15 protein-coding genes are annotated in these 13,468 nt (G+C 68.0%); 8 read left to right on the forward strand and 7 right to left on the reverse strand.

From position 1 onward, the window contains the following. The first annotated feature begins 48 nt into the window (after positions 1 to 48). From panE to ACPTTF_RS21555, 8 genes are all read left to right on the forward strand, one after another. Complete coding sequence (gene panE / locus ACPTTF_RS21520) at positions 49 to 996, forward strand: 2-dehydropantoate 2-reductase (protein ID WP_423368107.1); 948 nt, start codon at positions 49 to 51, stop codon at positions 994 to 996. A 276-nt stretch (positions 997 to 1,272) separates the two neighbouring features. Continuing rightward, positions 1,273 to 2,232, forward strand: a complete 960-nt coding sequence (locus tag ACPTTF_RS21525; protein WP_423368108.1) for an AraC family transcriptional regulator — start codon at positions 1,273 to 1,275, stop codon at positions 2,230 to 2,232. 119 nt (positions 2,233 to 2,351) lie between these two features. Then, positions 2,352 to 3,296: a substrate-binding domain-containing protein gene (locus ACPTTF_RS21530; protein WP_423368109.1), complete on the forward strand. Its 945-nt coding sequence runs from the start codon at positions 2,352 to 2,354 to the stop codon at positions 3,294 to 3,296. A 62-nt stretch (positions 3,297 to 3,358) separates the two neighbouring features. Next, entirely contained in the window at positions 3,359 to 4,879 is a 1,521-nt protein-coding gene (locus ACPTTF_RS21535; RefSeq protein WP_423368110.1) for a sugar ABC transporter ATP-binding protein, read from the forward strand. After that, positions 4,866 to 5,879: an ABC transporter permease gene (locus ACPTTF_RS21540; RefSeq protein ID WP_423368111.1), complete on the forward strand. Its 1,014-nt coding sequence runs from the start codon at positions 4,866 to 4,868 to the stop codon at positions 5,877 to 5,879. Before ACPTTF_RS21535 ends, ACPTTF_RS21540 begins: the two co-directional genes overlap by 14 nt. A gap of 52 nt (positions 5,880 to 5,931) precedes the next feature. Beyond that, entirely contained in the window at positions 5,932 to 7,020 is a 1,089-nt protein-coding gene (locus ACPTTF_RS21545; protein WP_423368112.1) for an alcohol dehydrogenase catalytic domain-containing protein, read from the forward strand. A 29-nt stretch (positions 7,021 to 7,049) separates the two neighbouring features. Next, positions 7,050 to 8,597 (forward strand): FGGY-family carbohydrate kinase, encoded by a 1,548-nt coding sequence (locus ACPTTF_RS21550; RefSeq protein ID WP_423368113.1) that lies wholly within the window; start codon positions 7,050 to 7,052, stop codon positions 8,595 to 8,597. Then, positions 8,594 to 9,352, forward strand: coding sequence for an SDR family oxidoreductase (locus tag ACPTTF_RS21555; RefSeq protein ID WP_423368114.1), 759 nt, complete (start codon positions 8,594 to 8,596; stop codon positions 9,350 to 9,352). Before ACPTTF_RS21550 ends, ACPTTF_RS21555 begins: the two co-directional genes overlap by 4 nt. 67 nt (positions 9,353 to 9,419) lie before the next feature. Here ACPTTF_RS21555 and ACPTTF_RS21560 read toward each other — a convergent pair whose 3' ends face one another. The 7 genes from ACPTTF_RS21560 to ACPTTF_RS21590 all read right to left on the reverse strand — a co-directional run bounded on the left by ACPTTF_RS21560 (position 9,420) and on the right by ACPTTF_RS21590 (position 13,466). Continuing rightward, positions 9,420 to 9,560, reverse strand: coding sequence for a hypothetical protein (locus tag ACPTTF_RS21560; RefSeq protein ID WP_021158153.1), 141 nt, complete (start codon positions 9,558 to 9,560; stop codon positions 9,420 to 9,422). 211 nt (positions 9,561 to 9,771) lie between these two features. After that, positions 9,772 to 10,356, reverse strand: a complete 585-nt coding sequence (locus ACPTTF_RS21565; protein ID WP_423368115.1) for a nucleotidyltransferase family protein — start codon at positions 10,354 to 10,356, stop codon at positions 9,772 to 9,774. Between the two features lie 103 nt (positions 10,357 to 10,459). After that, positions 10,460 to 11,062, reverse strand: coding sequence for a M15 family metallopeptidase (locus ACPTTF_RS21570; protein ID WP_423368116.1), 603 nt, complete (start codon positions 11,060 to 11,062; stop codon positions 10,460 to 10,462). Positions 11,063 to 11,288: 226 nt separating this feature from the next. Continuing rightward, positions 11,289 to 11,684, reverse strand: a complete 396-nt coding sequence (locus ACPTTF_RS21575; RefSeq protein WP_166962194.1) for a PIN domain-containing protein — start codon at positions 11,682 to 11,684, stop codon at positions 11,289 to 11,291. Continuing rightward, positions 11,681 to 11,920, reverse strand: coding sequence for a type II toxin-antitoxin system Phd/YefM family antitoxin (locus ACPTTF_RS21580; RefSeq protein WP_011659184.1), 240 nt, complete (start codon positions 11,918 to 11,920; stop codon positions 11,681 to 11,683). The genes ACPTTF_RS21575 and ACPTTF_RS21580 overlap by 4 nt, the downstream gene beginning before the upstream one ends. A 92-nt stretch (positions 11,921 to 12,012) precedes the next feature. After that, positions 12,013 to 12,696 carry a Fe2+-dependent dioxygenase gene (locus tag ACPTTF_RS21585; protein ID WP_206123042.1) on the reverse strand — a complete coding sequence of 228 codons (684 nt, stop codon included), beginning with the start codon at positions 12,694 to 12,696 and terminating at the stop codon, positions 12,013 to 12,015. Next, positions 12,693 to 13,466, reverse strand: coding sequence for a tetratricopeptide repeat protein (locus ACPTTF_RS21590; protein WP_423368117.1), 774 nt, complete (start codon positions 13,464 to 13,466; stop codon positions 12,693 to 12,695). The genes ACPTTF_RS21585 and ACPTTF_RS21590 overlap by 4 nt, the downstream gene beginning before the upstream one ends. Between the last annotated feature and the right edge of the window lie 2 nt (positions 13,467 to 13,468).

Genomic DNA, 13,468 nt, shown 5'->3' on the forward strand with positions numbered 1-13,468 from the left:
CGCCCGGTCTGGCGGCGCGGCGATGAATGAAACCGAAAGGAGGCAACGATGCGAATTCTGGTGGTAGGGGCTGGCGCGGTCGGCGGATACTTCGGCGGCCGGCTGGCCGCGGCGGGGCGCGACGTGACGTTCCTGGTGCGCGACGGCCGCGCGGCCGCGCTGGCGCGCGACGGGCTGCTGATCCGCAGCCCGCGCGGCGACCTGACGCTCGCGAACGTGCAGACCGTGCGCGCAGGCGATGCGGGGGCCGGCGTCGCGCCGTTCGACCTCGTGCTGCTGAGCTGCAAGGCGTACAGCCTCGACGACGCGATTCAGTCGTTCGCGCCGTTCGTCGGCCCGCAGACGCTGATCCTGCCGATGCTCAACGGGATGCGTCATCTCGACGTGCTGCGCGACCGGTTCGGCGCCGCGCTGGTGCTCGGCGGGCTGTGCGTGATCGCGGCGACGCTCGATCGCGAGCAGCGCATCGTGCACCTCAACGACACGGCGGGGCTGTCGTTCGGCGAGCTCGCGGGCGGCGAATCGCCGCGCGTGCGCGCGGTGGCCGACGTGTTCGGCGGCGCGGGCTTCGACGCGACGCTCAGCGACAATATCGCCGCACGGATGTGGGAGAAGTGGGTGTTCCTCGCGACGCTCGCCGCGAGCACGTCGCTGTTCCGCGGCTCGGTCGGTGACATCCTCGCCGCGCCGGACGGCCGCCGCCTGCTCGAGACGATGCTCGCCGAATGCAGCGCGATTGCGGAGCACAACGGGTACCGGCCCGACCCGACGGCAATCGAACGGATGCAGCGGATGGTGCTGACGCCGTCGCCGCTGACCGCGTCGATGCTGCGCGACGTCGAGAACCATGCGCGTGTCGAGGCGGATCACGTGATCGGCGACCTGCTCGCGCGCCGCGACCCGCAGGCGGCCGATGGGCTGTCGCTGCTGCGGATCGCGTACAACCACCTGAAGGCGTATGAGGTGCGCACGGCACGCGAGCACGCGGCCGCGTAGTCGTCGGGGCCGCCGGCTCAGGTGTGCCCCACGCCCGACGGACGGCGCCGGGCATCTCTCGTCCCGGCGCGTTCCGCGCTGCACAAATTTGCCATCCGGCGCCGTTTACGGCCGGAATGCGCAAAAAAGTATCGGAAATCAGGCGTAAAGTTGGTGGAGCCGCGCGCTCGATCGACCTACATTGCTTCCCATGCGACCGGTCGCGTCGCCGCGTGAAATCCGCGGCGCACGCGCGAAACGAGTCGGCCAGCGACACATGGGAATGGAGACGCCAACATGATGCACCCCGATCTGGAAGTGGTCGAAGTGCGACGCGACGAGTCGTTCAAGGTCTGGTCGCACGGCTATCCGTATCGCACGATCCGCTGGCACTTCCATCCCGAATTCGAGCTGCACCTGATCGTCGCGACGCGCGGCAAGTATTTCGTCGGCGACCACATCGGCTCGTTCGGCCCCGGCCATCTCGTGCTGCTCGGCCCGAATCTGCCGCACAACTGGGTCAGCGACATGGCCGAGGGCGAAACCGTCGAGCGCCGCAATCTCGTGATCCAGTTCGACCCGGCGTTCGTGCGCCGCTGCATGGACGCGTTTCCCGAATGCCGCGACGCGCAGGCGTTGCTCGACGATGCGCGGCGCGGGGTCGGCTTCGACGCGGCCACCAGCGCCGCGATTGCGCCGCTGTTCGACGAATTGCTGACAGCGCGCGGCATGCGCCGCATCGCGCTGTTCATGACGATCCTCGAGCGGCTGTGCGGGGCGGCCGAACGCACGCTGCTCGCGAGCCCCGCGTACGACCAGGCCGATGTCACGCCGACGCGGCTCAGCCATGCGCTGTCGTACATCGGCAAGAACCTCGCGTCCGAGCTGCGCGAATCCGATCTCGCGCAATTGACCGGGCAGAGCGTCAGCGCGTTCTCGCGTGCGTTCCACCGCCAGACGGGCATGCCGTTCGTCCAGTACGTGAATCGTCTGCGGATTGAATCAGCATGCCAGATGCTGCTCGCCGACGACGCGAACATCACCGATATCTGCTTCCAGGCCGGCTTCAACAACGTGTCGAACTTCAACCGCCAGTTTCGCGCGGTGAAGGGGATGGCGCCGTCCGAATTCCGCGCACTGCAGCGCTTGAACGCGCGCAGCCGCGAGCTGGCGCTGCACGCGGCGCCCACCGGCAATCCGCTGCCGCCGCGTGTCGTGACGCCCGGCGTACCCGAACTCGCGCCGCACCCCGGATGATCGCGGGGCCGCGGCCCGCCTGACTTTCCCCACCGTTTTACCCAGCCGATCGCGCCGCTCACGTCGCGAGGGGCTCACTCACCCACGAAAAAGCTGCACACAATTTCGGAGACACCGTCATGACGCATGCATCGCCCGCTTCATCCCCTCGTCGCGCCGCCCGCATGGCGGCCGTTGCCGCGCTCGCCGTCGCGGCCTTGCTGCCCGTCACGGCCGCGCAGGCGGCACCGCTGCGGATCGGCATGACGTTCCAGGAACTGAACAACCCGTATTTCGTGACGATGCAGAAGGCGCTGAACGACGCGGCTGCGTCGATCGGCGCGCAGGTTTTCGTCACCGACGCGCATCACGACGTCAGCAAGCAGGTGAGCGACGTCGAGGACATGCTGCAGAAGAAGATCGACATCCTGCTCGTGAACCCGACCGATTCGACCGGCATCCAGTCGGCGATCACACAGGCGAAGAAGGCCGGCGCGGTGGTCGTGGCCGTCGATGCGAACGCGAACGGCCCGGTCGATTCGTTCGTCGGCTCGAAGAACTACGACGCGGGCCTGATGTCGTGCGACTACCTCGCGAAAGCGCTCGGCGGCAGCGGCGAGGTGGCGATTCTCGACGGCATTCCGGTCGTGCCGATTCTCGAACGCGTGCGCGGCTGCAAGGCGGGGCTCGCGAAATACCCGAACGTGAAGCTGGTCGATACGCAAAACGGCAAGCAGGAGCGCGCGACCGCGCTGTCGGTAACCGAGAACCTGATTTCCGCGCACCCGAAGCTGAAGGGCATCTTCAGCGTGAACGACGGCGGCGCGATGGGCGCGCTCGCCGCGATCGAGAGTTCGGGCAAGGACATCAAGCTGACGAGCGTCGACGGCGCGCCCGAGGCGATCGCCGCGATCCAGAAGCCGAACTCGAAGTTCATCGAGACGACCGCGCAGTTCCCGGCCGACCAGGTGCGTATCGCGCTCGGCATTGCGATCGCGCGGAAGTGGGGCGCGACGGTGCCGAAGGCGATCCCGGTCGATGTGAAGGTGGTCGATCGCGGCAACGCGAAGGGCTTCAGCTGGTGAACGAGGTGCAATGCGACGCGAAGGGCGGCGGCCCGGCTGGCGCCTTTCGCACGGAGAAGCCGATGGACACGATACTCAGGCTCAGCCACATCACGAAGCGCTTTCCGGGTGTGAAGGCGCTGTCCGGCATTCACCTGGAGATTGCGCGCGGCGAGATTCACGCGCTGCTCGGCGAGAACGGCGCGGGCAAGTCGACGCTGATGAAGATTCTGTGCGGCATTCATCAGCCGGATACTGGCACGATCGAGATCGACGGCGCGGTGCGTCATTTCGCGGATTATCACGACGCGGTTGCGGCGGGTGTCGGCATCGTGTTCCAGGAGTTCAGCCTGATTCCGCACCTCGACGCCGTCGACAACCTGTTCCTCGGCCGCGAGCTGCGCAACCGCTGGGGCGCCCGCGACCGCAAGCGGATGCGCCATGCGGCGGCCGCGATCTTCGCGCGGCTCGGGGTGGCGATCGATCTCGATGCGCCGATCCGCGCGCTGTCGGTCGCGCAGCAGCAGTTCGTCGAGATCGGCAAGGCGCTGTCGCTCGACGCGCGCATCCTGATCCTCGACGAACCGACCGCCACGCTCACGCCGGCCGAGGCCGGGCACCTGTTCGCGATCATGCGCGAGCTGAAGCGGCAGGGCGTCGCGATGATCTTCATCTCGCATCACCTCGAGGAGATTTTCGCGGTGTGCGACCGCATCACGGTGCTGCGCGACGGCCAGTACGTGGCGACGACCGATGTCGCTCACACGGACGTCGAGCAGCTCGTGCGGATGATGGTCGGCCGCCGGATCGAAAGCAGCTTTCCGCCGAAGCCTGCGCGCGTGGCCGATGCGCCGCGGGTGCTGGAGGTCGATGCGCTGCAGATCGAGCGCGACGGGCCCGTGAACCGCTTCGCGCTGCATGCCGGCGAAATTCTCGGCTTCGCCGGGCTGGTCGGCTCGGGCCGCACCGAAACCGCGCTCGCGGTGATCGGCGCGACGCGTGCGTATCGCAAGGACCTGCGCGTGCGCGGCGCGGCCGCGACGCTCGCCGATCCAGCCGACGCACTGCGCGCGGGTATCGGCATCCTGCCCGAAAGCCGCAAGACGGAAGGGCTCGTCACGTCGTTCTCGATCCGCGACAACATCTCGCTGAACAACCTCGGCAAGTACCGGTCGATGCGCTGGCTGATCGACCGTCGCGGCGAAGCGCGCGCGACGCACGACGTGATGCGGCGCGTCGGCGTGAAGGCACCGTCGATCCACACCGAGGTCGCGACATTGTCCGGCGGCAACCAGCAGAAGGTCGTGATCGCGCGCTGGCTGAACCACCACACGTCGGTGCTGATCTTCGACGAGCCGACGCGCGGCATCGACGTCGGCGCGAAAGCGGAAATCTACGGGCTGATGCGCGAACTCACCGCGCGCGGCTACGCCATCATCATGATCTCGTCCGAATTGCCGGAAATCGTCGGCATGTGCGATCGCGTCGCCGTGTTCCGCCAGGGCCGCATCGAGGCGACGCTCGAAGGCGACGAGATCGATCCCGACACGGTCATGACCTATGCCACGGCCGGCACGCGAGGAGCGACCCATGAACCTGCCTGATTCTTCTTCCACGCCTTCCACGACGCTCGCGGCCGCCGCCGGAAACGGCGACGCACCGCCGCCACGCGCGATGTGGGCGCAGTTGCGACGCTCGACGCTGTTCTATCCGCTCGTCGGCCTGATCGTCGTGTGCATCGCGATGATGATCGCGAGCCCGAGCTTCCTGTCTGCCGCGAACCTCGAAAACGTGCTGCGCCAGGTGTCGATCAACGCGATCATCGCGGTCGGCATGACCTGCGTGATCCTGACCGGCGGAATCGACCTGTCGGTCGGCTCGGTGATGGCGCTGTCGGGCACGCTGGCAACCGGGCTGATGGTCGCGGGCGTGAACGCGGTGGGCGCGCTCGCGATCGGCATCGCGGTCGGCCTCGGTTTCGGTTTCCTGAACGGCGTGTTCGTCGCGTTCGCGGGGATGCCGCCGATCATCGTCACGCTCGCGACGATGGGCATCGCGCGCGGCCTGGCGTTGATCTACACGGGCGGCTATCCGATCGACGGCTTGCCCGACTGGGTCGCGTTCTTCGGCAGCGGCAAGGTGCTCGGCATCCAGGCGCCCGTGCTGATCATGCTGGTGGTGTACGCAATCGCGTGGCTGCTGCTCGACCGGATGCCGTTCGGCCGTTACGTGTATGCAATCGGCGGCAACGAGCAGGCGACGCGGCTCACCGGCGTGCGTGTCGCGCGCGTGAAGCTGATCGTCTACATGCTGGCCGGGCTCACGTCGGCGCTCGCCGCGATCGTGCTGACCGGGCGGCTGATGAGCGGGCAACCGAACGCGGGCGTCGGCTTCGAGCTCGACGCGATCGCGGCCGTCGTGATGGGCGGCACGTCGATCTCGGGCGGGCGCGGCGCGATCCTTGGCACGCTGGTCGGTGCGCTGCTGCTCGGCGTGCTCAACAACGGGCTGAACATGATCGGCGTGAACCCGTATGTGCAGAACGTGATCAAGGGCGGAATCATCCTGCTCGCGATCTACATCAGCCGCGAACGGTCGCGGTAACGATCGATTAATCAGTCATCCAGATCATCAACAAAAGAGAAAGAGGCAACCCATGACGACACCCGAAGCCCCGCCGCGGATGACCGCGGTCGTCTGCCACGGCCCCGAGGACTATCGCGTCGAACAGGTCGCGAAGCCGCGCCCCGGCGCGAACGAACTCGTGATCCGCATCGCCGCGTGCGGCATCTGCGCAAGCGACTGCAAGTGCTACACGGGCGCGAAGATGTTCTGGGGCGGCCCGAGCCCGTGGGTCAAGGCGCCCGTGATTCCCGGCCACGAATTCTTCGGCCATGTCGAGGCACTTGGCGACGGCGCGGCCGAGCATTTCGGCGTGACGGTGGGCGACCGCGTGATCGCCGAGCAGATCGTGCCGTGCGGCAAGTGCCGCTATTGCAGGTCGGGGCAATACTGGATGTGCGAAGTGCACAACATCTTCGGCTTCCAGCGCGACGTGGCCGACGGCGGGATGGCCGAATACATGCGCATTCCGCCGACTGCGCTCGTCCACAAGATCCCGCTCGGCGTGTCGCTTGAAGACGCCGCGATCATCGAGCCGCTGTCATGCGCGATCCACACGGTGAATCGCGGCGACCTGCAGCTCGACGATGTGGTCGTGATCGCCGGAGCGGGCCCGCTCGGGCTGATGATGACGCAGGTCGCGCACCTGAAGACGCCGAAGAAGCTCGTCGTGATCGACCTGATCGACGAACGGCTCGAACTCGCGCGGCAATACGGTGCCGACGTGACGATCAACCCGAAGCGCGACGACGCGCGCGAGATCGTCAGGTCGCTCACCGACGGCTACGGCTGCGACGTCTACATCGAGACGACCGGCGCGCCGGTCGGCGTGAGCCAGGGGCTCGACCTGATCCGCAAGCTCGGCCGCTTCGTCGAATTCAGCGTGTTCGGCGAGGATGCGACCGTCGACTGGTCGATCATCGGCGACCGCAAGGAACTCGACGTGCGCGGCGCGCACCTGGGGCCTTACTGCTACCCGATCGCGATCGACCTGCTCGCACGCGGGCTCGTCACGTCGAAAGGCATCGTCACGCACGATTTCGCGCTCGAGGAATGGGACGACGCGATCCGCGTCGCGAAATCACCCGAATCGATCAAGGTGCTGCTGAAACCGGCCCGCTGACGGCCGGCGTGCGCCTCACCGGAGACATCATGGAATACGTCATAGGCGTCGACATCGGTACGCAGAGCACCAAGGCGCTGCTCGTCGACCGGCACGGCACGATCGTCGCGCGGCGCTCGGCCGGCTACCAGCCCGATACGCCGCGCCCGCTGTGGGCCGAGCAATGGCCGCACGTGTGGTTCGACGCGGTGCTCGCCTGCATCGCGGGCTGCGTGAGCGACGCGTGCGCGCAGGGTGTGCCGGCCGATGCGATCCGCGCGGTGTGCGTGAGCAGCCTGTACGGCGGCTCGGGCATTCCGGTCGGCAGCGACATGCGGCCGCTCCATCCATGCCTGATCTGGATGGACCGGCGCGCGACCGCGGAAGTCGACTGGGTCAATGCGAGCGTGAACGTCGAACGGTTGCGCGTGATCACGGGCAACGGCGTCGACAGCTATTACGGCTTCACGAAGATGCTGTGGCTGCGCGACCAGCGGCCGGACGTGTGGGCGAACGTGCGCTATTTCCTGCCGCCGAACGCCTACGTGATCTACCTGCTGACCGGCGAAGTCGCGGTCGATCACAGTTCGGCCGGCAATATCGGCGGCGTGTACGACGTCGCGCGCCGCGAGTGGTCCGACGATGCGCTCGACATGCTCGGCATTCCGGCGACGATGATGCCCGAGCGGCTCGTCGAATCGACGGACATCGTCGGCGGGCTGCTGTCGCAATGGACGGAGCAGCTCGGGCTGCCGGCCGGCACGCCCGTCGTCGCGGGCGGCGTCGATGCGGCCGTCGCGACTTTCGCGGCCGGCGCGACGCGCGCGGGGCAGCATGTCGCGATGATCGGCACCAGCATGTGCTGGGGTTACGTGAGCCCGCACGTCGATGCGCGGCACGGGCTCGTCAGCATGCCGCACGTGTTCAACGGGCAGCGCGACCTGTACGTGTTTGGCGGCGCGATTACCGCAGGGGCGTCGGTCGCGTGGTTTCGCGACCAGTTCTGTCACGCGGAAATCGATGCGGCCCGCCTGCTGCCGCACGGCGATCCGCACGTGTTGCTCGAGGAAGCGGCCGAAAGCGTGCCGCCGGGCGCGGACGGCGTGCTGTTCCTGCCGTACCTGATGGGCGAGCGCAGCCCCGTGTGGGACGCGAAGGCGAGCGGCGCATTCGTCGGGCTGAGTCTCGCGCATACGCGCGCGCACCTGTATCGCGCGGTGCTCGAAGGTGTCGCGTTCGCGTTGCGGCACAACATCGAGGCCGGCCGCCGCGGCGCGGCGGCGCTCGACGACCGGCTGATCGTCGTTGGCGGGGCCGCGCATTCGGCGCTATGGATGCAGATCATCGCGGACGTGACGGGCTTCCCGGTGTGGACGATCGAGCAGGACGTCGAGGCCGCGATGGGCGCGGCCTTGCTCGCGGGAGTCGGGGCGGGGCTCGTGTCGCACGACGACGCGCAACGCGGATGGGTCACGCTCGTCGAGCGCGCGCGGCCCGATACCGAGCGCGCGAACGCGTATGCGGCGCGCTTTGCACTCTATACGGCGCTGTATCCGGCGCTCGAACCGATCATGCACGGGTTGCACACGCCATCATGAAGAGCCGATTCGATTTCGGCGGGTCGCGGGTGCTCGTCACGGGCGCGTCGAGCGGGATCGGGCGCGCGTGCGCGGTCGCGCTGGCGCAGGCGGGCGCGCAGGTCGTCGCGGCGGGGCGCGACATGGCCGCGCTCGACGCGCTCGCCGGCGACATCGCGTGCGAGACGTTGCGCGTCGATGTCGGCGGCGACGAGCATGCGATCGACGCGGCGCTCGCCGCGCACGATGCGTTCGACGGCCTCGTGAATTGCGCGGGGATCGCGTCGCTCGAACCGGCGCTCGACGTGAGCGCCGCGCATTTCGATCGCGTGATGGCCGTCAATGCACGTGGCGCGGCGCTCGTCGCACGGGCCGTCGCGCGGAAGATGATCGCGCGCGACGGACGTGGCGTAGCGCAGGCGCGGGGCAGCATCGTCAACGTATCGAGCCAGGCCGCGCTCGTCGGCTTGCCCGCGCATCTGGGTTATTGCGCGTCGAAGGCGGCGATGGACGCGATCACGCGCGTGCTGTGTATCGAACTCGGGCCGCACGGCATTCGTGTGAACAGCGTGAACCCGACCGTCACGCTCACGCCGATGGCGCAGTTCGCGTGGAGCGAACCGGAAAAGTGTGCGCCGATGCTTGCCGCGATTCCGCTCGGGCGATTCGCGGAGCCGGACGAGGTCGTCGAACCGATCCTGTTCCTGCTGAGTGATGCGGCGTCGATGGTCAGCGGCGTTTCGCTGCCGATCGACGGCGGGTACACGGCGCGCTAGGCAACGTCATGCGCGGGCGCCGCATGACCGGAACCCGCGGCGAATGCGCGGCGCGGCTACCCGGCGGCTAGACCGGATCCTTGCTCGGCGGTCCGTCCGGTTGCTGCGGGTTGTCGTGATGGCCGGGCGGTGACGACAGCGGGTCGTCTTCCGGGTCGCGGTTCGGATCGGCCGGTGGCTCGGGTGTCGGGGTCGTGTGATCGGTCATGGAGAACTCGCGCGGTGCGTGACGGCGGTGGCGCGGCGGGCGCGCCTCGTCTCCGTTATAGCCAATCGGGCGCGCGTTTGCAGCGGGATTGTTGCGGCGGGTGCTTTATCGTTGGCGCAATCCGCGCATGGGCGGTTTTGCGGGTTTCGTGCGGGCACCTGCTGCGCCGGAGCGGCCCATGCGTTGCACCGCGCGCCTGGCGGGATCGAGGTCAGCGCAAATCCGCCGGCGTATCGACGTCGCGCACGATGCCGGGATCGTCGACGTCGAGCAGTTTGACCGGTGCGCTGGCGAACAGCGCGCGGGCGCCGGTGTCGCCGTCGAGGGCGGCGAGCGCATCGAAGTGGTGCGCGGCGAAACCGACCGGATGGCCGCGAACGCCGCGATGCGCGGGTGCGACGATCGATGCGTCGTCGGCGTCGAGCGCGCGCGTGACGCTTTCGTAGGTGGAAGCCGCGATCCACGGCATGTCGCCGAGCGCGACGAGCCAGCCGTTCGCGTCGGGCGTCGCGCGTACGCCGGCCGCGAGGCTCGCGCCCATGCCGCGCATGGCGTCGGGCGCGTAGACGACGTGGCAGCCGGCCTCGTTCAGCAGCATCGCGAGTTTTTCGGCACCGGGACGCACGACGGCGATCACGTCGGCCGTGGCCGCCGCGAGATGGCGGGCGGCCGCGACCGCAACCGGCGTGCCGTCGGGAAGCAGCGCGAGCAGCTTGCTGTGCAGGCCGCTCGGGTCGAAGCGTTGACCGAGGCCGCCCGCGAGGAGGACGCCGGTGGTGAGTGACGCATAGGACATCGGCGCGGGGGAGAGTGATGCAGGTGCAGCGATTGTGCGGGAGCGGGCAGGGATCGACAAGTGAGGATGTTACCGAGGCGGGCTCGTTTCGTCGGAAAGAATGTCAGCGCGTGGCTTCGTCGAGCATGCTTTCTTCGACGGGACCGTAGATTGCGTGCGATTGGTTGTGCATGACGGCCCAATAGCGGTCGCCGAACGACCAATGCCACCATTCCGACGGGTAATTGGTGAAGCCGGCGCCCGTCAGCGCGGCGATCAGCACCTGGCGGTTGCGGTCGGCTGCCCGGCTGATGAACGGGTTGTGCGTGTAGCACGTGCCGGATGATTCCCGGTCGGTGGCGTCCAACACGCAGCCCATGTCGAGCTCGACGCCGTCCGTCGCGATCAGTGTCAGGTCGACGGCCGCGCCCGTCGGATGGGCGGCGACTTCCGGCGGCGCGACGTAGTGGCTCGTCAGCGCGACCAATGTGTCTTCGTCCGGCAGCGGATTCAGCGTCCGGCGCAGGTGCGCGAGATGCCGGGTGAAGTAGTGGCGCTGCAGGGCCAGCGGGCGATAGCCTTCCTTGACGTACAGGCGCAGGCCGTCGGGCAGTGCGTGCGCGGCGGCGATCAGCCGTTGCGCTACGCCACGACGCACTTTCAGGAAATGCCGGCTCGAGTGTGCGACGTCGTCGCGGCCGGGATCGACGGCGATGCGGTCATGCAAGCCTGCGAGATCGACAAACCCTTCGTGCGACTCCAGCAGGGCGATCGACCGGACCACGGGATCGGAGAGCGATATCACGATAGCGGACAAAGTGGCGCTATGACGGTTGCGGGCCGCGAGCTGGCGCCGAGGCGGGCCGGCCGAGGTCGTTTTTGTCAGACGATTCGCCAATATGCCAGAGTCCGGCCGGGGATGCGCGGCGGTTTGGCTCGCGCGCGGGCGACGCTTACCAGAGCGTCTTGACGTGCGCGTAAGCGCGGATTTTTTCGTCCCGCGTGACGAGCGGCGCGCCGAGCCGCCGTGCGGTCGCGACGATCATGCGGTCGGCCGGATCCTTGTGGAACGTGCCGGGCAGGTCGGTGGATTTCGCGGCGATGTCGGCGTCGACCGGCACGAAGCGCATCCCGTCGATCTGCGCGACGGTGGCGAGCCACGCGTCGACATCCATCGTCAGTGCGAGGCGGTCGTTGCGCACCAACATCGCAATCTCCCAGGCGGAGATTGAGGATGCGGCGAGCGCGCCTTCGCTCCGGGCGCGATCGATCGCGCTTCTCGCCTTCTTGCTGAGCGACGGGTCGCCCGCCACCCACCACACCAATGCATGTGTATCCAGCACGATCACCGCGACGCCTCCCAATCATCTTCCGCAATCGGATCGAGAGGATTGTCGTAGCGCATGACCGAGCCGCGCAATATGTCCAACGGCTGAGCTTCGCGCGCGTGATATGGCCGGATCTCGAGCGTCGGCTTGCCGTGATCGGTGACGATCAGGCTTTCGCCCGACGCCTCGACGAGCCGGAAGTATTCGAGTGCGCGAGCCTTGAATTCGGATTTCGATACGGGAGCGTGCGGCATCATGATGTGAGCATGGTCATTTGACGATGGTCATTTTAGTCATGGAATCCGACACGGCGCAAGCGCCCGGGGGCGGGCAGCGTTACCCGTTCGCGTTACGCATCCGCCCACTTCCGCAGCAGGTTGTGATAAATCCCCGTCAGCGAAATGACCATCGGATCCTTCGCACCTTTTTCGGCGGAAAGCGCCTGGATCTGCGTATCGAGCTGAAACAGCAGCGTGCGATCGCCGTCGTCGCGCACCATGCTCTGGATCCAGAAGAACGATGCGACGCGCTCGCCACGCGTGACGGGCGTCACGTGATGCAGGCTCGACGCCGGATACAGCACGAGGTCGCCCGCCGGCAGCTTCGCGCGATGGGTGCCGTACGTATCCTCGACACACAGCTCGCCGCCGTCGTACGCATCGGGTTCTTCGAGAAACAGCGTCGCCGACAGATCGCTGCGCACGCGGAAATCCGTGCCGCGCAGCAGCCGGATCGCGTTGTCGACGTGCGTGCCGAACGTCTCGCCGCCTTCATAGCGATTGAACAGCGGCGGAAACACCTTGAGCGGCAGCGCCGCCGAAAAGAACAGCGGGTGGCGCGCGAGCGCGTCCTGGATTGCGTCGCCCACGGCGCGCGCGGCAGGCGCGCCTTCCGGCAATTGCCGGTTGCGTTTCGCGAGCGCCGATTGCGTGCCGGACGTCGCGTTGCCGTCGACCCATTCGGCCGCATCGAGCAGGTCGCGGCATTGCGCGACCTGGGCTTTCGTCAGCACGCCGGGGATGTGAAGCATCATGATGCGAATTCCATGCAGCGCGGCTGTGGCTGCGGTTGTGGTGGCAACTGCAGCGCCGCCGCACGAAACGCATCGATCGGCGACGACGCGAGATACGCGTGCATCTTCGCGACGAACGCGGGGGTAGCGGTGGCTGGCACGCGCGCGAGCCACGCGAGCGCTTCGTCGATCTGCCCGCGCTCGGCAAGCAGCCGCGCAAGGTTGAACTGGCCGCGGAAATCGCCGGCAACGGCGGCGCGGCGATAGTGGTCGAACGCGGCGTCTGGGTCGATGGACACGACCCAGCCGTCCTCGTAGAAGCCGCCGATCAGGTTGATCGATTTCGCATGGCCGAGTGCGGCCGCGCGGCGGAACCAGTCGAGCGCGTCAGGGCGGTTCTCGTCGACGCCGTTGCCGAGCGCGAGCGCCGTCGCGTAGTTGTACATGCCCCAGTCGAGCCCCGCTTGCGCGGCGAGCCGGTACCAGTACACGGCGACCGGCGCGCACGCAGCCGTGCCCCAGCCGAACTCGTAGCAGCGGCCGAGCATGTTCATCGCCATCGCGTGGCCGGCCCGCGCGGCGTGCCGGAACCAGTTGAACGCGGCTGCCGGATCGCGCGCGACGCCATGCCCGTCGAGCAGGTATTGCCCGTAGACGGCCTGCGCATCGACGATGCCATTGTCGGCCGCCGCCGCGACCCACGCGGCGGCGCGCTCGGGCGGCCCGGCCAGGATGTCGGCGAACTCGCGCGGCGATACCGACGCGAGCGCCTTCAGCGACACGGCCTCCATCG

Source organism: Burkholderia crassaminum (assembly GCF_964265005.1).
Classification (GTDB): Bacteria; Pseudomonadota; Gammaproteobacteria; order Burkholderiales; family Burkholderiaceae; genus Burkholderia.